The following is a 17,023-nucleotide window of genomic DNA, read 5'->3' as shown; positions in this document are numbered from 1 at the left end:
GTGTAGTTGAGCACGCATTCGCCTTCCCGGAACAGCCCGGAGATCAGATAGCGGTCGCGCAGTTCCTCATTGCTCACGCACGCCATCATGTCCGGGTGCGTGGCGTAATAGGTACGGTCGAACATCCGGCACTCCTTCAAAATCATGCGGGACGGAGTCGATGCGCCGATCAGGACAAGGCCGGCCGACACCGGCAGGCACCTTGCACCCATCGGGAAACGCCGATCATGACGATCCTCTCCATCCGCCGCGTCTAGCGGTTGGCCCAATTGGTAACCGGTGTCATGAGCGTGCGCAACCCTCCTGGTGCACCTGCTGCGTCTTGGCGTAGAGATCCGCTTCGACTTCCGTGTGTTGCATGAATGTAACACTTGGGGCTCGACTCGCTCGATCCACTTTCCTTGGTCGCCGTCGAAACGATTTTACGTCCGTACCGCACGCGGCAGCTTGCCATTGACACCGGTTTCCCATACCGATCGGGAAAAGGACGATCAAAGCGAGAGGGGCGGCAGTGGAGCCGAATAGCGATATTTCGCAGATAGCGCGCGCGTTCGTAAAAGCACGCCGGACTGCCTCCCCGCTTGCCGCATTCCCCGGCGCCATTCCAGCGGACCTGCCTGCAGCCTATGCCGTGCAGGACGCAGCCTTGGCGTTGGTGCCGAAAGCCGTCGCGGGCTGGAAAGTCGGGCGAATCAACCCGCCCGTCGACGGCGTCGACCGGCTGGCGGGTCCCATTTTCGCCGATCAGGTCGAGACGGAAGACGGCGTCGCGATGCCGATCTTCGCCGACGGCTTCGGCGCGGCCGAAGCGGAATTCCTGCTGCGCATCGGCCGGGCGCCCGATCCGGCGCAACGCCGTTTCAGCATGGCCGAGGCGCGCGCGCTGATCGATGCGGTGCATGTGGGCATCGAGATCGCCAGTTCGCCCTTTGCCGGCATCAACGATCACGGCCCGATGGTCACCATCTCCGACTTCGGCAACAATAACGGCCTGATCGTCGGTGCCCCCATCGACGACTGGCGCGAAATCGATCTGAACCGCTGGCCCGTCGCGCTCCACATCAACGGCGTGGAAATCGGCACCGGCGTCGCGGCGGACATGCTCGACGGGCCCTTCGGCGCGGCGCGCTTCCTGTTCGAGCATCTGGCGGCGCGCGGCATCGCGGTCACGCCGGGCCAATGGATTTCCACCGGCGCGGTCACCGGCGTCCACCCCGTCGCGATTGGCGATCGGGTGGAAGCGCGGTTCGACGGCCGGCTTTCGCTACGCTGCACGATCACGGCACAATAAGGCCCGCCAAGCGGCCGCACACAGGAGAGAGAGCCGATGGCTAGCAGGGAGGCGCCGGCGGTCGCGGCCGCGGCAGACAAGGTCGGGCGGTATCGCTGGGTGATCTGCGCGCTGTTGTTCGCGGCGACCGCGATCAACTATGTCGATCGCCAGATGATCGGCGTGCTGAAGTCGACCATCTCGGGCGAGCTCGGCTGGTCGGAAACCACCTATGCCGACGTCATCTTCTGGTTCCAGGCCGCCTATGCGATCGGCTATCTGACCTTCGGCAAGCTGGTCGACTGGGTCGGCGCGCGGATCGGCTATTCGATCGCCTTCGTCATCTGGACGCTCGGCCATACGCTGTGCGGCTTTGTCGGCTCGGCGTTCCAGTTCTCGGTCGCCCGCTTCATCCTCGGCATCGGCGAAAGCGGCAACTTTCCTGCGGGCCTCAAGGCAGTAACCGAGTGGTTCCCGGCCCGCGAGCGCGCGCTGGCCACCGGTATCTTCAACGCAGGCGCCAATGTCGGCGCAGTGGTGACGCCGCTGATCGTGCCGGCGATCACCATCGCCTTTGGCTGGCGGATGGCCTTCATCGTCACCGGCGTCGCCAGCCTGGTCTGGCTGGTCGCCTGGGTGGCGCTGTATCGCCGGCCGAAGGAGAGCAAAAAGCTCTCCGCTGCCGAGCTCGCCTATATCGAAAGCGACATGCCCGATCCGGTGTGCAAGATCGGCTGGCTCAAGCTGCTAGGCTATCGCGAGACCTGGGCCTATGCGCTGGGCAAGTTCCTGATCGACCCGATCTGGTGGCTGTTCCTGTTCTGGACACCCGATTTCCTCGCCAAGACCTATCATCTCGATCTGGTCAGCTTCGGGCCGCCGCTGATCGTGATCTACCTGATCTCGGACCTGGGCAGCGTCGCCGGGGGCTGGGCGTCGTCGCGGCTGATGCAGCGCGGGTTCACTGCCAATGCCGCGCGTAAATGGACGATGCTGGCGTGCGCGATCCTGGTGACGCCGATCTTCTTCGCCCAATATATCGACCATCTCTGGCTCGCCGTCGCCATCGTCGGGCTGGCGACGGCCGCGCACCAAGCCTTCTCGGCCAATCTCTACACCCTCCCGTCGGACATGTTCCCGCGCGCGGCGGTCGGGTCGGTGGTCGGCATCGGCGGGACGGTGGGCGCGATCGGGGGGATGATGATGGCCAAGTTCACTGGCTATATCCTCGAGGCGACGGGCAGCTACACCATCATCTTCGCCGTCGCCGGCAGCGTCTATCTGCTCGCCGTGGCGGTGGTCCATCTGCTGAGCCCGCGCCTCGCCCGAGTCTACAGCATCTGAGCCGGTTGCAGGAGAGGATCGCCGCCATGCCCACCCGCCCCTTCGCTTCCGTGCTCGCTTTGGCAGTCGGTTGCCTGTCGCTGCCCGCACAGGCGCAGACCGATGCCGCTCCCGGTCTGCTGTTCCGCGCATCGGCGGACACGTCGCTCGATGCCGATGTGGCGCAGGGCGACCCCGCCCCCAATTTCCGCGCGCATGTCGACATCGTGCCCGACGGGGCGATCCGCGGCGCGGCGCGCTGGGCGGACGACGGTTATGTCGCGTGGAAAGCGCCGGGCAACATGCGCGCGGCGCGCGGCACGCTCGCCTTCTTCTGGCGCGCGCGCGAGCCGCTGGGCGAAGTGCCGTTCGTGATCTTCCGCGCGGGATTTGCGGATCACACGAGCTGGGACATGGCCTTCCTGCGGATCGACTGGAACGGCCATGGCTTCGACGCCTTCGTCACCGACGCCAATCTCTCGCGGATTCGCGTCTCGTGGCGGATCGACCGCCTGCCCGATCCCGCCGCGTGGCAGCATATCGCCTTCGCCTGGGAGGAGACGCAGGGCGTCCGGCTCTATGTCGATGGCCGCGAGGTCGCCCGCAAGGACCAGCGCGCCGATCTCGACTCCGGGCTCGACCAGTTCGGGCTTGCCGGGCGCGTCATCGCCCCGCACCAGGTGCAGAGTCGCTACAGCTTCATGCGCGGATCGGACGTGGACGAGATCCGCGTCTATGACCGGATGCTGTCCGCCGCCAATGTCGCACGTCTGGCCGCCAAGGCGGAGCCGGGGCACCTTCCCGCCCCCGATCGGACCGCCGAACGCGCCGCCTGGCTGCACCGCTATGGCTGGGACAAGGCGCTGCCGCCGCTGCTCGATGCGCCCGTGACTCGCGTGCGCAAGGTCGAGTTCGCCGACGCCAAGGACCTCAAGCAATGGATGTGGAAAGGCGTGGACGGTATCGCCGAGACGACTTGGCCCGGCGTCTACAACCGCTCGCGCCTGCCCGGCCGCAACGATTATTTCGAGCTGCCCGACTGGAACACCTATGTCGAGGGCGGCAAGCGCTATGACCTGACGGTGCCGACAGGCGAGCGCTTCAACCGGGTCGAGCTGCGCGGCGCCGCCTATGGCACGCTCGGCTGGAGCGGGGACGGCAAGGACCAAGTGCTGGCCAAGCGGCCGCAGGGCGTGGTGCGCAGCGTCGACCAGTTCGCGCCTCGGACCGGCGGCACCCTCCACTTCACCAACGTGATGCAGGAACAGCCGATCCAGGAGCTCTGGGCCTATGACATCGGCGCGGGCGCGGAGCCCGAAGGCAGCTTCAAGCTCGACTACACCATCCGCGCGGACATGGCGCCGACACTGGCGGCGCTGGCCCCGCTCAACGCCTTCATCGCCGGCCGCTACGCACCCGACGAACGCGCGACCGTGGTGGCGATGCCGAGCGCGGGCGTGAAGGCCGCCGTGGGTGCTGGCGCGGCGGGCGGCGGCGGCAAGGTGGCGCGTCCGGCCGGCATGGCGCCGATCGTCCACATCCTCCTGCCTGCCAGCCTGGGCGACGCCCCGCCCGACCAGCCCGTCGCCCGCGCCTTTGATTATGGCTGGCAGAATATCCATGACGGGCTGGACGGCATCGCGATCGACCTGCCCGCGCTGCCCGGCGCCCGGCCGGTCGCGCTGGACATCCGGGTGAAGGACCCGATCTGGCCCGAGCGCGACATGATCGACCTCTCGGTCACCGTCCGCCCCGGCGAAAAGCGCACGCTCTGGCTGGACCTGCGCGATCGCATCCTGTCGCAGGACAGCCTCTATCTTTCGATCGCCGCCTCCGATCCCGCTTTCTCGGCGACGAGCCTCGACGGCGCGCGCATCCGGCTGGTGTTCAAGCCGCGCGCCGAGGCGCTGCAGGAGCATGTCACGGACCGGCTCAACCAGGTGAAGGACAATTGGGCATTCCTGGTCGAGGAGCATACCGCGTCGAAGCGGATGGCGCTCTACCGCCGCCTGTTCGCCGACATGACCGACCTGCTGCGCGTCGACCCCGACAACAAGCTCGCGCGAACCTATTGGGCGGACATCAACTATCGCCCCGAGAACCTGCCCGCGTTTACGCAGCCGGTCCCCCAGGCGGGCGAGCCGCTCTGGGCGTTCCGGCAGCTGGAGGACCTTCGCTATGTCCGCCGCTTCGTCGACTGGTGGATCGACAAGCGGCAGGTGCCCTATGGCGATTTCGGCGGCGGCATCTCCGACGATACCGACCTGACCCAGCAATGGCCGGGGCTCGCGCTGATGGGCATCGAGCCGGACAAGATCAACGCCTCGCTGCGCACGCTGTCCGACGCGGTCTTCGCCAACGGCATGCGTACCGATGGGCTCGGCACCGTCACCACCGACGAGCTGCATGCCTATGAGGAAGGCCTGAATTCCGATGCCGAGCGGCTCTACCTCAACTGGGGCGAGCCCAAGGCCGTCGAGCGGCTGATGGAGACGACGCGGGCGCTGCAGGGCGTGATCCTCAAGAACCCGGCGGGGCATTTGCACTTCGCTTCCAACTGGTATGGCGGGCGCACGATGTACCGCGACCCGGCCTGGGCCTGGCAGAAGCCGTACAGCTTTACCGTGCTGCACGCGCCGATCCTGATCGGGCTGTACAACGGCAACGCGAAGGCGCGCGGGCTGGTCACCGGCGTGATGGACGGGTGGCTGGCGCATGGCCGGCAGGATGCGAGCGGCAGCTGGAGCTTCCCCAACGAGATCAACTGGGGCACCGATGCCGAGCGCGCCGGCGACGGCGGCGGCGTCACCACACCGCTGCAGAGCGCCTGGAGCGCGTGGCGCTTCACCGGCGACGCGAAATATCTCCGCCCGATCGAGGCGCGGATCGCCAAGAGCGGCGCGGCGAGCCTCGCCGAATTCAACGAGAACGCCTTCACGGCGCTTCCCGGCGGCGCCAAGCTGCGCGCCGACATCGTCGCTGCGGCCAAGGCCGATCCCTTCTCGCTCTATGCCCGCTGGGACGCGACGGGCGACACCAAGCCGCTCGAACGGCTCCATGCCGAGGCGATCGCGGACAAGGCGCAGCACGAATATCTCTACACCGAAGGCCATTGGTGGTCGGACCGGGTCGAGCAGCCCAACGAGATCCTGCAGCGCGAGCGGCTGGGCGGCATCGCGCTCCGCCGCAACCAGACCTGGCCCGGCAACAGCGTCTCCTGGCGCTTCGCCGAGGACGGTGCCGGCGAGCAGGTGGCGATCCTCGTCCCCGGCGCGACGCCCGATCGCTTCCGAGTGCTCGCCTATAACCGCACCGATCGCCCGCAACGCGCGAAGATGACCGCCTGGAACGTCACCGCCGGCAGCTGGACGGTGCAGCGGTCGACGAGCAGCGACGGCGGGAAAACGCTAATCGCGGACGGTCCCCCTGTCACGCTGCCACTCGAGCGCAGCCTCGGCACCGAGGTCGTCTTCGCGCCGCATACCACCACCCTCTATGACTTCGCGCTGGCAGTCCCGACCATGCCGGTGGAGCAGCGGCCGGATCTCGGCATCGGCATCGACGATGTGGTGCGCACGCCCAAGGGCTTTGCGGTGACGGTGCACAGCCTCGGGGCGCAGCGTGTCGTAGGCGGCACGCTCACGCTGCGCGCCGCCGATGGCGCGGTGCTGGCGACCACGGCGATCCCGCCCCTCGATGCGCCGACCGACCTGCGGCCGCGTACAGCCGTAGTGCGGATCGCGGCGCCGAAGCAGCAAGTGGCAAGCGTCGAGGTCGCGCTTCCGCAGAACGCGCCGGAGGTCACCCGCCTCAACAACCGCGTCACGCTGACACCCGCCCGATGACCTTCTCGCGGCGCCATCTGCTCGCAGGCGCCGGCGTGCTGGCACTCGCTCCCCTGCGGGCAAAAGCGACCAACGATGCCGACGTCCGCCACGCACTGGACGAAGCGGCAGCGCTTCCGCCCGACCGCGCCCTGGCCCTGCTCCAGCCCCTTCCGGCAAGGAGCGGGTCGGTCGGCAGCGACCTCGACCTTCAGGCAGCACGCGCAGGGCTGCGCATCGACCTGGCGCTGGAGCATGCACCCTCGACGGAATCGCAACGCTTCGACCTTCAAGTGCAACGGATCACCGGGAACGATGCCGAGCTGACGCGGGTGGAGCGAGACCTCCATGCCGCCCACCGCGCGCTGCTGGCACGCGCCACCGCAGCCTTCGATCGCCTCGCCCTCCCCGGAACCACGGTGGGCGCGCGCTTCGAGCGGCTCTGGCGCGATCCGCGCTATCTCTTCCCGGACGACGCCGACGGGCGCGCCGCCGCCGTGGACGCGATGCGGGCGACGCTCGCCGCCATCCAGCCCCGCCTGCCGCGACTGGTCGGCGCCCTGCCCCCGGAATGCAGCCAGGTCGAGATCCGCGCGCTGACTGCCGAGGAAATCGCCGCCGGCAAGGGCGGCTACCGCATCCTTCCCGGCGCGGGGACGCCCGGCGCCTATGTGGTGGACCTGAAGGAGATCCGCCGCCGGCCGAGCTTCTCGCTCCCGAGCGTCGTCGCGCACGAACTGCTGCCGGGCCATATGGCGCAGCTGCCCCAGGAAGCGAACGCCGACCCGCATCCGCTGCGGCTGCGCTATGCCGCCGCCTTCACGGAAGGCTGGGGAAGCTATGCCGAGATGCTGATGGCCGAAGACGGGCTGTTCGCCGATCCGCACGCGCTGCTGGGCCATCTCCACTGGATGCTCTTCCGCATCTGCCGCGGCCTCGCGGACATCGCCCTGCATGTACGCGGCGCGCGCCTCGACCAGGCGCTGGCCGCGATGCGGGCCGCGATGGGCGAGCCCGTCTATTTCGCGCCCTTTGCCGCGGACCTGGCCCGGATCGCGAAGGAACCCGCCGTCCGCGCCGCCGAGGCTTGGCTGCCGCTCCGCCTCCGCGCCCTACGTCCGCGCGATCGACGCGACTGGCCGCGCTACCATGCGGCGCTCCTCCAAACCGGGCGCCGCAGAACCGAGCAATGTCGCTGAGCGGCGACGCGTGCTTCCTCCCTAACGGCTCTCGCTCGCCAGCCCGCCAATCGCTCGCAGATATTCCCGATGTGGCTGCGCGAGCGATACCGCGCGGGCAATCGCCTCCCGCGTGCGGGCGAAGGCACCCTCCAGTTCGCCCTCGGTGAAGTGATGGGCGAGAGATTGTGGCGGTCGGGCAGCAGGCCCGAGGATGTCGCACGGCACCTGCCCGACGCGAGGTATCCGCCTGCCTCGGCCATCGTGCTAGTTCCCGGGGTGGAAGCCCTTGTCTTCGGTCACCGGCTTGGCTGTGGGGCGAGGCGCGGGCAGGCGAAGGTGGGCGCCTCAGTCGGCGCGCGGCAGCAGCACGCGGAAGGTGGAGCCCTGCCCCACAACGCTCTCCTTGAGCACGATGCTGCCGCCGTGCAAGCGCACCAGCTGCCGGACCAGCGCCAGGCCGATGCCGAGCCCGTCCGCCTGCTCGCCGCTGCGGTCCACCTGCGCGAACAGGTCGAACACCTGCCCCTGCATTTCCGGCGGGATACCGAGCCCGGTATCGGCGACTTCGATCGCCACCTGCCCTGCTTCCTGCCGAACCCGCAGATCGATGGCGCCGCCCTCGGGCGTATATTTCGCGGCGTTGGAGAGCAGATTGCTCACCACTTGCGCGATACGGGCCTGGTCGGCGTGCAGCCAGACCGGCGCCTCGGGCAGGTCGAGTGTCAGGCGATGCCCGCGCGCCTCAATCTGCTGTCGGCTGAGCTCCACCGCCAATGCCAGCGCGTCGCCCAGGTCGATGCGTTCGGCACGCAGCACGATCTTGCCCTGGTCGATCCGGGCGACATCGAGCAGATCCTCGATCAGCCGCGTCATGTGGGTGACCTGCCGCTCCATCTGCGCACGGACCTGCTCGCCCGCATCCTCGCCGGCGCGGCGCTTGAGCAGGTGCAGCCCGGCGCCGAACGCCATGATCGGGTTGCGCAGCTCATGGCCGACCATCCCCAGGAATGCGTTCTTGCGCCGATCTGCAAGACGCAGGCTCTCGGTCAGCCGCGCGAGTTCGTCGCGCTGGGCGATGATCTGGCGGCGTTGCTCGTAGAGATCGAAGAAGACGTTGCTCTTCGAGCGCAGGATGCCGGCGTCGATCGGCTTCTGGAGGAAATCCACCGCGCCCGCCTCGTAGCCGCGGAATCGCCGCTGCGCGTCGGCGCTGCCCGCGGTGAGGAAGATGATCGGCACGTGCCGGGTGCGCTCGTTGCCGCGCAGGAACTCGGCCAGCTCGAAGCCGTCCATGCCGGGCATCTGCACGTCGAGCAGCGCCAGCGCGACGTCGTGAACGAGCAGCAGCTCCAGCGCCTCGTCGCCCGAGCGCGCCTTGAGGCACTCCAGGCCGTCGCGCCGCAGCAGCGCTTCCAGCGCCAGCAGATTCTCGTCGAGATCGTCGACGAGCAGGAACTTCACGGGGTCTGGGGCGGACATGTGGCTCAGGCCAATCGCAGGAGGTGTGGGGCGATCGCGTCGATCACCAGACGGGTTGCGCCGGGGTTCGCGGCGAGGCCCGCGGCGGGCATGGTCGGTACGCGCGCGGTGGCCGGATCCTCGACGATCGCGGTGCCGCCAGTGCGGGCGACCGCGCGCAGCCCTTCCGCGCCGTCATTGTTGGCGCCGGTGAGCAGCACCGCGATCAGTCGGCTACGCAACGCGTCGGCGGCGCTTTCGAGCAGCAGGTCGATCGAGGGGCGGCTATGGTTGACCGGATCGTCGGCGGAAAGCGCCATGCTGCCGTCGGGCTCGACGAGGAGGTGATAATTGGCCGGCGCGAAATAGATGGTGCCGGGCGCTGGCATCTGCTTGTCCTCGGCCTCGCACACCTGCATCGCGCAGCGCGATTCGAACAGCGCCGCCAGGCCGTGGTCGTGATCGGGGGGGACATGGACGACGATCAGCACCGGCCGCGGGAAGTCCGCGGGCAGCGCCGGCAGCAGCGTGAGCAGCGCCTGGACGCCCCCCGCCGAGGCGCCGATCACGACGATGCCGGTCATCGCTCGCGCCGCTGGTAGATCTTCTCCTCGCGGACGAAGTCGGCAAAGCCGGCGGCGTGGTCGGAGAAGCGCAGGCTCTCCTTGCGGCCTAGGCCGAGGAAACCGCGGCGGACCAGCGATTCCTCGAACAGCCCGACCGCGCGTTCCTGCAGCGCCCGATCGAAATAGATCAGCACGTTGCGGCACGAGATCAGGTGCATCTCGCCGAACACCGAATCGGTCGCCAGGCTGTGATCGGAGAAGACGATATTGGCGCGCAGGCTGCTGTCGAAGATCGCACGGTCGTAATCGGCGACATAATAGTCGGAGAGCGAGGTGCGTGCGCCCGATTTCTGGTGATTCTCGGTGAACTTGCGGATCTGGTCGAGCGGATAGACCCCCGCCTCGGCCGCCTTGAGCGCCTTGGGATTGATGTCGGTGGCGTAGAAGATCGTGCGCTGCTCCAGCCCCTCCTCGCGGAACAGCATGGCGAGCGAATAGACTTCCTCGCCGTTGCTGCACCCAGCGATCCACACCTTGAGCGAGGGATAGGTGCGCAGGTGCGGGATCACCTTCTCGCGCAGTGCCCGGAAATAGCTGGGGTCGCGGAACATCTCGCTCACCTGGACGGTGAGGTAGTTGAGCAGCCTGGCCAGCATGTCTGGATCGTGCAGCAGCCGGTCCTGCAGCGCCGAGAAGCTGCTCATCCCCAGCCGCCCGCGCGCCTGGATCAGCCGCCGCTTGATCGAGGCGCGGGCATAATGGCGGAAGTCGTAGTGATAGCGCCGGTATAGCGCCTCGAGCAGCAGGTCGATCTCGATATCGTCGACATCGGGTTCCGGAGTTTCGTCGTTCATCGCGGCATCCAAACGCGGACGAGCGACAAGAGTTTATCGACGTCGATCGGCTTCGCCATATAATCGCTCGCGCCCGCCTCGATACAGCGTTCCTGGTCGTCGGGCATCGCCTTGGCGGTGAGCATGATGATCGGCAGCTTGGCCCAGCGCGGGTCCTGGCGGATCGCACGGGTGGCGGTGAGGCCGTCCATCACCGGCATCATCACGTCCATCAGCGCGAGGTCGACTCCCTTCTCGGGGTCGGTCGCGGCCTCGGCCAGCGCGTCGAGCGCCTCCTGGCCGTTGCGGGCGATGCGGACGAGCACCCCGCGCGGCTCCAGCACGCTGGTCAGCGAATAGACGTTGCGGACATCGTCCTCGACGATCAGCACGCGCCGACCCTCCAGCACCGCGTCGCGGCGGCGGGCGGCCTGAATCATCTCCTGCTGCTCGCTGGGCAGCTCGGACACGACCTGGTGGAGGAACAGCGAGACCTCGTCGAGCAGCCGCTCGGGCGACTTGGCGCCCTTGATGATGATCGAGCTCGAATAGCGGCGCAGCTTCTGCTCGTCGTCGGCGCTGAGATCGTGGCCGGTATAGACGATCACCGGCGGGAAGCTGTGCGATCCGTCCTCCTCGCTCAGCGTCTCGAGCAGCGAATAGCCCGAGGCATCGGGCAGCGAGAGGTCGAGCACCATGCAGTCGAAGGTCTGGCTGCGCAGCATCTCCAGGCATTCGGCGGCGGTGCGCACGCCGACGGTCTCGACATCGTCCTTCTGCAGCAGCCGGGAGACCGCGTCGCGCTGGACGTCGTCGTCCTCGACGATCAGCACGCGGCGGACGCGGCTGGCGGTACGTTCCTGCAGACTCTGCAGCACCTCGGCGAGCAGCTCGCGCTTGATCGGCTTGATGTGATAGCCGACCGCGCCGAGCGACAGCGCCGTCTGGCTCTGGTCCGCTGCCGAGATGACGTGGATCGGGATGTGGCGGGTGGAGTCCTCCTGCTTGAGCTGGTCGAGCACGATCAGCCCGGACTGGTCCGGCAGGCCGAGATCGAGCACGACTGCGCTCGGCCGATAGGTGCGGGCCAGCTGCAGCGCCTCGTCCGCCGTGCTCGCGACCAGGCACTGGAAGCCGAGCTCGCGCGACAGGTCGCAGACGATAGACGCGAAGACCGGGTCATCCTCGATCACCAGCAGGTGGCGTCCGCCTGGCACCAACCTGTCGCGGTCATCCTCCAGCACCCAGTCGGCCGCGGCAGCGGCGCGACGCGGCGCGGCCGGCGGCGCCGCGGGGGCCGGTTGGGCGACCGGCTTGGCTGGTGCAGCAGGCGCCGTGGGCAGCGTGCGCGGGGCGACTGCCTCCGCGTCGTAGCTGACCGGCAGCGTCAGCGTGAAGGTGCTGCCCTCGCCCGCCCGGCTCTCCAGCGTGATGCCGCCCCCGAGCAGCCGGGCCAGCTCGCGCGAGATCGACAGGCCGAGCCCGGTGCCGCCATAGCGGCGGTTGATCGTGCCGTCGGCCTGGTGGAAGGCCTCGAAGATCATCTTCTGCTGCTCGGGCGAGATGCCGATGCCGGTGTCGCGCACCGCGAAGGCGATCTTGTCCCCCGTCGCCCGGACCTGCAGCCGCACCGATCCCTTCTCGGTGAACTTGAGCGCGTTGGACAGCAGGTTCTTGAGGATCTGCTCCAGCCGCATCCGATCGGATTCGATACCCTTCGGTGCCGTCTCGTCGACGAGGATCTCCAGTTCGATCCCGCGTTGCTCCGCCACCGGCTGGAAGACCTGGCGGAGATCGGTGCCGAGCCGCACCAGACTCACCGGCTCGGGGCGGATGTCGACATGCCCCGCTTCGATCTTCGACAGGTCGAGGATGTCGTTGATCAGCGTGAGCAGGTCGTTGCCCGAGGATTCGATCGTGCGGGCGAACTTCACCTGCTCGGCGGTCAGCGTGGCAGGACCATTGTCGCCGAGCAGCTTGGCGAGGATCAGCAGCGAGTTGAGCGGCGTGCGCAGCTCGTGGCTCATATTGGCGAGGAAGTCGCTCTTGTACTGGCTCGCCTGTTCCAGCTCGCGCGTCTTGACCAGCAGCGCGGCGCTGCCGCGTTCGAGTTCGTCGCGCTGGTTCTCCAGCGCCTGGGCCTGCTCCTCGAGCTGGCTGTTGGTCTGCTCGAGCTCGACCTGCTGCTGCTCGAGCATCGCCTGCGATTCGCGCAGCGCCCTGCCCTGCTCCTCCAGCTCCTCGTTGTTGACCTGGAGTTCCTCGCTCTGGGTCTGCAGCTCGGCGGCCTGGCGCTGGGTTTCCTCCAGCGCATCCTGCAGCTGGGCGCGGAAACGCGCGGAGCGCAGCGCCACGCCGATCGCCGGCGAGGCACGCTCCAGCAGCTCCAGCATCATCGGATCGGTCGGGTAGAAGAAGCCGAGCTCGAGCACTGCATTGACCATGTCGTCGGCCTTGGCCGGCACGATCATCAGGTGGCGCGGCTTGTCGCTGCCGAAGGCCGAGCCGATCTCCAGATAATGGTCGGGCACGTCGTCGAGCAGGATCGGCTTACCCTCGGCGGCGACGCGGCCGAGCAGGCCTTCGCGCAACCCAAACGCCTCGGGCACATCGGCATCGCCGGGGACGCCCAGGGTCGCGACGCGGCGGAAGACCCCGGCTTCGCCCTTGAACAGCGCGCCCGCCTGGAAGCCGAGCTTGTCGGCCAGATAGCCGAGCACCGCCTCGGCGATCTCCTCCACCGAGCGATCGCCGCGCACCGCCGCCGAGATGCCGAGCAGGCCGTTCTGCAGCCATTCCTCACGGGCGCGCGCGCGGAGGTTGCGGCGGACCAGCACGAAGATCATCAGCGTCAGCGCCGCGCCGATCAGGCTGGAGACGAGCCCGCTGGCGATCGCCGCCTGCGAGGCGGCCGCCATGTCGGCGAGCCGCTCCTGGCGAAGCCTCCCCTCTTCCTGCGCCATCACCCCGAGCTGGGCGCGGATCGCGTCCATGCTGTTCTTGCCTTTACCGGTCTCGACGATGGCAAGTGCCTCGGAGAGCCCCTTGGTGCGGCGGAGCTCGATCGTCTCGCGCAGCTCGGCCAGCTTGGCACCGACCTCTCGGCGCAGCTGGACGATATTGTTTTGCTGAACCGCATTGTCGCTGACCAGCTGCTGGAGATGGTCCAGCCGCCCGTCGAGCGTCTCGGTCGCCTTGGTATAGGGCTCGAGATAGCTTTGCCCGCCGGTCAGCAGAAAGCCGCGCTGGCCGGTCTCGGCGTCCTGGACGGTGGAGAGCAGTTCGTCGAGCGCGATCAGCACGGTATGGCTGTGCCGGATCGCCGCGTCGCTTTCGCCAAGTGCCAGCACGTTGCGATAGGCGAGCGCGCCGCTGATCAGGAAGAAGGCGAGGCCGAGGACCAGCCCCACCGTCGTCCAGACGGAACGGCCCCCAGAGTCGCGCAACAAATTCCGACGCTTCATGCACTCGATCCCAGAAAAGGCCCCGGGATCCGCATACCGCGCTGCGAGAGGAGAGCAAGCGTGCTGACGGACAGGGTGGGACAGGCAGGCCGCCTGCCCCACCAACGGGTTAGAACACGAAGTTCACCGCAAGTGCGTAGGTCCGGCCGAAATAGGCGGTGTAGAGCGGGTCCTTGCGGACCGTATCCACCGTCAGCCGGTTGGTTTCGTTGGTGATGTTCTGCACCTCGGCGATCAGCTTGATATGCTCGCTGAGATTGTACGAGGCCGAGGCATCGACGAAGATCGACCGGGCATTGGCGGTCGAGTCCGCATCGACCGAACCGCTCGGCACCGCCGTCAGGAACGACGAGCGATAGTTGACCGTCGAGCGGATGCTGAACTTGCTGTCCTCGTAATAGAGCGTGCCGCTCGCCGTCTCGGGCGACAGGCCGACCAGCGGCGCGGTACGCGAGAGCGTCGGCGAGATGATGTAGTTGATGTTCGAGCGCACGCGGGTGAAATTGCCCAGCGCGCCGAAATTCTTGAGCACGCCCGGCAGGAAGGTGAAGGGCAGCTGCACGTTCACCTCGACGCCCCGCAGCGGGCCGCCCGGCGTGTTGTTGCTGCGCTGGACGGTGAACTGGTCGGTCGGGCGGAGCTGGGTGCCGTTGAGCAGCGACAGCGGCAGGCCGATGTCCTGGAAGGCCAGGCTCTGGCTGGTCGTCTGGATATAGGTCTCGATATCCTTGTGGAAATAGGCGACCGAGAGCAGCGAACCGGGGCGGAAATACCATTCGAGCGCGGCGTCGAAGGTATTGGCGCGGATCGGATCGAGGAACGGGTTGCTGAACGACGCGGTCTGGATCACCAGATTCGCCGAGCCCGCCGGGATCAACTGGCCATAGGAGGGCCGCGACATTACCCGCGCCGCCGAGACGCGCGCGATCAGGCTCGGCGTGATGTCGAGCGCGAGGTTCATCGACGGCAGCCAGTCCTCGTAGGAGCGGCTGACGTTGGAGATGACGAAGCGCGACGGGTAGAGCGATCCCGCCGGCGATGCGGTGGTGATCGGGCCATAGGTATCGAGGCTGGTGCGGACATAGCGCACCCCGGCATCGCCGCGCAGCGCGAAGGGCAGGATGTTCGCCGTGTCGAACTTCGCCATCAGATAGCCCGAGGCGTATTTCTCGTCGACGCCGCCATAGGTGCCCTTGGCGCATTCGATGCTGCAATACACATAGTTGTCGAGCCCGACGACCTGGCGGAACTTGTCCGGGTCGATCGAGACGAAGTCCTGCAGGTTGCCGCCGAGATTCTTGCCGACACCGGTGGTGACGAAGCTGAAATCGGCGATCGAGGCGCCCGCCGGCAGCGCCAGCGGGGTGTTGGTGGCGAGCTGGCGCTCGCGCGCGGTGTATTTGTTGGTGCGATACTGGCCGCCGGCCTGGATCGAGAAGCCGGGCGTCACCTTCCAGTCGGCGTTGAGCTCGAAGGTCTTGCTGGTGATCGTGTTGCGGCGGATGAAGTTGGAGAGCTGGCCGCGCTGGTCGCCATTGGCGAGCGGCGGGCCATACTGGAACAGCGCGGGGTTGGTCGTGTCGATCCCGTAGCCGATCTTCGGGATGTTCGGATTGTCGCGGAAGTCGATCGACCAGTTGCGCGTGTCGTTCGCGTCGATCGCCACCTGCAGGCGATCCACGTCGAGCGTCGACTGGTTGATGCCGGCGAGGCCGAACAGCCGGAAAGCGTCCGAGAAGCGATGGTCGAAGTTGAGGTTCGCCTGCTTGTATTCGGAGGTGAAGCGCTCGTCCTGCATTTCCGAACGCAGGTCGACGCCGTCGAACAGGCCGTGGACCAGCGAGCCGTTGCCGTCGACCTCGATCTCGCGCACCGAGGTGAGCGGCTGCCCGTTGTTCGAGATCGCGCGACCGAACGAACGCGCGTCGATCATGGTGTCCAGCCGCTTGACCTTGAAGCGCGAATAGAGGCCGTCGAGCGAGATGTCGGTATTGTCGTCGGGCTTGAACTGCAGCGTCAGCGAGCCGGCCAAGCGCTCCTGGTTCTGGCTGCCCTTCACCGGGCGCGGCAGGCGCGGCAGGTAGACGCCGCCGCCGGGCTTTCCGTTCACGCCCGTCCGGCTCATGATATAGTCATAGGCCGCCTGGGTACCGGTACGCGGGTTGTTGGTGCTGCAATTGTTGGCGTCCGCGCCGATCGCGGCGCCGCTCGGCTGGGTATAGCCGGCCACCGGACTGTTCACCGGGGCGCCCTTGTAGAGGTATCCCGCGGGGGTGCAGAACGGGAAGATCACGCCCGCATTGGCGCTGCCGGCCGGCTGAGCAAGACCGTAGACGGTCGTCGGCACCACGTCCGCCGCCGAATAGGCATATTCGTCGATATGGCGCTTCGAATAGGCGATGCTGCCGAGCACCCCGAAGCTGTCGCCGAACTTCTTGGAAACCAGCGCGGAGAGGCGCGGATCGGCTTCCTTGCGGATGTCGTTGTAGATCCCGCGCGCGGTGGCGGAGAAGACGAAGTCCTTCTTCTGGTCGAACGGCTTGGGCGCACGCAGGTCCACGGTCGCACCGAGCGAGCCTTCCTCGACATCGGCCGAGGTGGTCTTGCGCACGGTGAGCGCCGAGAAGATCTCGGTCGGGAAGGTCACGAAATCGAACGAACGGCCGGTCGCGACGCCGCCGCGAATGTCGCTGCCGCTGACCTGCGACACGCCCTCCATGCCGTTGATCCGCACGCGGGTGAACTGCGCACCGAGGCCGCGGACCGAGATGTTGCGCCCTTCGCCGCCGTCCCCGCGGGAGAGTGCGACGCCGGGGATGCGCTGCATCGACTCCGCGAGGTTCGAATCGGGAAACTTGCCGATATCTTCCGCAACGATGCTGTCGATCGCGGCGGTCTCAGAGCGCTTCAGGTTGAGCGCGCTGTTGAGCGAGGCGCGGAAGCCGGTGACGACGATTTCATTGTTCTGTGCGTCGTCCGCCTGCACCGGGGCGGGTTGCTCCGATGCGGTTTGGGCGGCGGCGGAAGTTGCGATCAGCGCGGCGAGTGCGCTGCACGATGCGAACAAGGCGCGTTTGTGGCCACGAACGGTGTCCATATCCCCT

9 protein-coding genes and 1 pseudogene are annotated in these 17,023 nt (G+C 67.6%); 4 read left to right on the top strand and 6 right to left on the bottom strand.

The features are described from left to right. A pseudogene (locus CA234_RS25015) lies at positions 1–125 on the bottom strand (5-dehydro-4-deoxy-D-glucuronate isomerase); the annotation flags it as partial. A gap of 386 nt (positions 126–511) precedes the next feature. Here CA234_RS25015 and CA234_RS18230 point away from each other — a divergent pair. The 4 genes from CA234_RS18230 to CA234_RS18215 are packed head-to-tail and all read left to right on the top strand — an operon-like array spanning position 512 to position 7,616. After that, the gene (locus tag CA234_RS18230; RefSeq protein ID WP_125975353.1) at positions 512–1,291 is read left to right on the top strand and encodes a 2-keto-4-pentenoate hydratase; all 780 of its coding nucleotides are present in this window, start codon (positions 512–514) and stop codon (positions 1,289–1,291) included. 36 nt (positions 1,292–1,327) lie between these two features. Next, positions 1,328–2,614 carry an MFS transporter gene (locus CA234_RS18225; RefSeq protein ID WP_125975351.1) on the top strand — a complete coding sequence of 429 codons (1,287 nt, stop codon included), beginning with the start codon at positions 1,328–1,330 and terminating at the stop codon, positions 2,612–2,614. A 26-nt stretch (positions 2,615–2,640) separates the two neighbouring features. Then, complete coding sequence (locus CA234_RS18220; protein WP_125975349.1) at positions 2,641–6,438, top strand: LamG-like jellyroll fold domain-containing protein; 3,798 nt, start codon at positions 2,641–2,643, stop codon at positions 6,436–6,438. Then, the gene (locus CA234_RS18215; protein WP_125975347.1) at positions 6,435–7,616 is read left to right on the top strand and encodes a DUF885 family protein; all 1,182 of its coding nucleotides are present in this window, start codon (positions 6,435–6,437) and stop codon (positions 7,614–7,616) included. Before CA234_RS18220 ends, CA234_RS18215 begins: the two co-directional genes overlap by 4 nt. A gap of 327 nt (positions 7,617–7,943) precedes the next feature. Here the strand turns inward: CA234_RS18215 and CA234_RS18210 are convergent, their stop codons facing one another. The 5 genes from CA234_RS18210 to CA234_RS18190 all read right to left on the bottom strand — a co-directional run bounded on the left by CA234_RS18210 (position 7,944) and on the right by CA234_RS18190 (position 17,016). After that, positions 7,944–9,077, bottom strand: coding sequence for a hybrid sensor histidine kinase/response regulator (locus tag CA234_RS18210; RefSeq protein WP_126002406.1), 1,134 nt, complete (start codon positions 9,075–9,077; stop codon positions 7,944–7,946). 5 nt (positions 9,078–9,082) lie between these two features. After that, complete coding sequence (locus CA234_RS18205) at positions 9,083–9,640, bottom strand: chemotaxis protein CheB (RefSeq protein WP_125975341.1); 558 nt, start codon at positions 9,638–9,640, stop codon at positions 9,083–9,085. After that, entirely contained in the window at positions 9,637–10,476 is an 840-nt protein-coding gene (locus CA234_RS18200) for a protein-glutamate O-methyltransferase CheR (protein WP_125975339.1), read from the bottom strand. The genes CA234_RS18205 and CA234_RS18200 overlap by 4 nt, the downstream gene beginning before the upstream one ends. Next, positions 10,473–13,919: a response regulator gene (locus CA234_RS18195; RefSeq protein WP_125975337.1), complete on the bottom strand. Its 3,447-nt coding sequence runs from the start codon at positions 13,917–13,919 to the stop codon at positions 10,473–10,475. The genes CA234_RS18200 and CA234_RS18195 overlap by 4 nt, the downstream gene beginning before the upstream one ends. Positions 13,920–14,028: 109 nt before the next feature. After that, positions 14,029–17,016, bottom strand: a complete 2,988-nt coding sequence (locus CA234_RS18190; RefSeq protein WP_125975335.1) for a TonB-dependent receptor — start codon at positions 17,014–17,016, stop codon at positions 14,029–14,031. Positions 17,017–17,023: the final 7 nt, after the last annotated feature.

The organism is Sphingomonas sp. ABOLE, from assembly GCF_003950455.1.
GTDB lineage: Bacteria > Pseudomonadota > Alphaproteobacteria > Sphingomonadales > Sphingomonadaceae > Sphingomonas > Sphingomonas trueperi.
Note: the sequence above shows the minus strand (reverse complement) of the source record. Positions and strands in the feature narration are given on the sequence as shown.

Coding starts and splice junctions, on each gene's coding strand:
- CA234_RS18200 (WP_125975339.1), bottom strand. CDS start 10,476: ATGAACGACGAAACTCCGGAACCCGATGTCGACGATATCGAGATCGAC.
- CA234_RS18190 (WP_125975335.1), bottom strand. CDS start 17,016: ATGGACACCGTTCGTGGCCACAAACGCGCCTTGTTCGCATCGTGCAGC.
- CA234_RS18205 (WP_125975341.1), bottom strand. CDS start 9,640: ATGACCGGCATCGTCGTGATCGGCGCCTCGGCGGGGGGCGTCCAGGCG.
- CA234_RS18210 (WP_126002406.1), bottom strand. CDS start 9,077: ATGTCCGCCCCAGACCCCGTGAAGTTCCTGCTCGTCGACGATCTCGAC.
- CA234_RS18225 (WP_125975351.1), top strand. CDS start 1,328: ATGGCTAGCAGGGAGGCGCCGGCGGTCGCGGCCGCGGCAGACAAGGTC.
- CA234_RS18220 (WP_125975349.1), top strand. CDS start 2,641: ATGCCCACCCGCCCCTTCGCTTCCGTGCTCGCTTTGGCAGTCGGTTGC.
- CA234_RS18215 (WP_125975347.1), top strand. CDS start 6,435: ATGACCTTCTCGCGGCGCCATCTGCTCGCAGGCGCCGGCGTGCTGGCA.
- CA234_RS18195 (WP_125975337.1), bottom strand. CDS start 13,919: ATGAAGCGTCGGAATTTGTTGCGCGACTCTGGGGGCCGTTCCGTCTGG.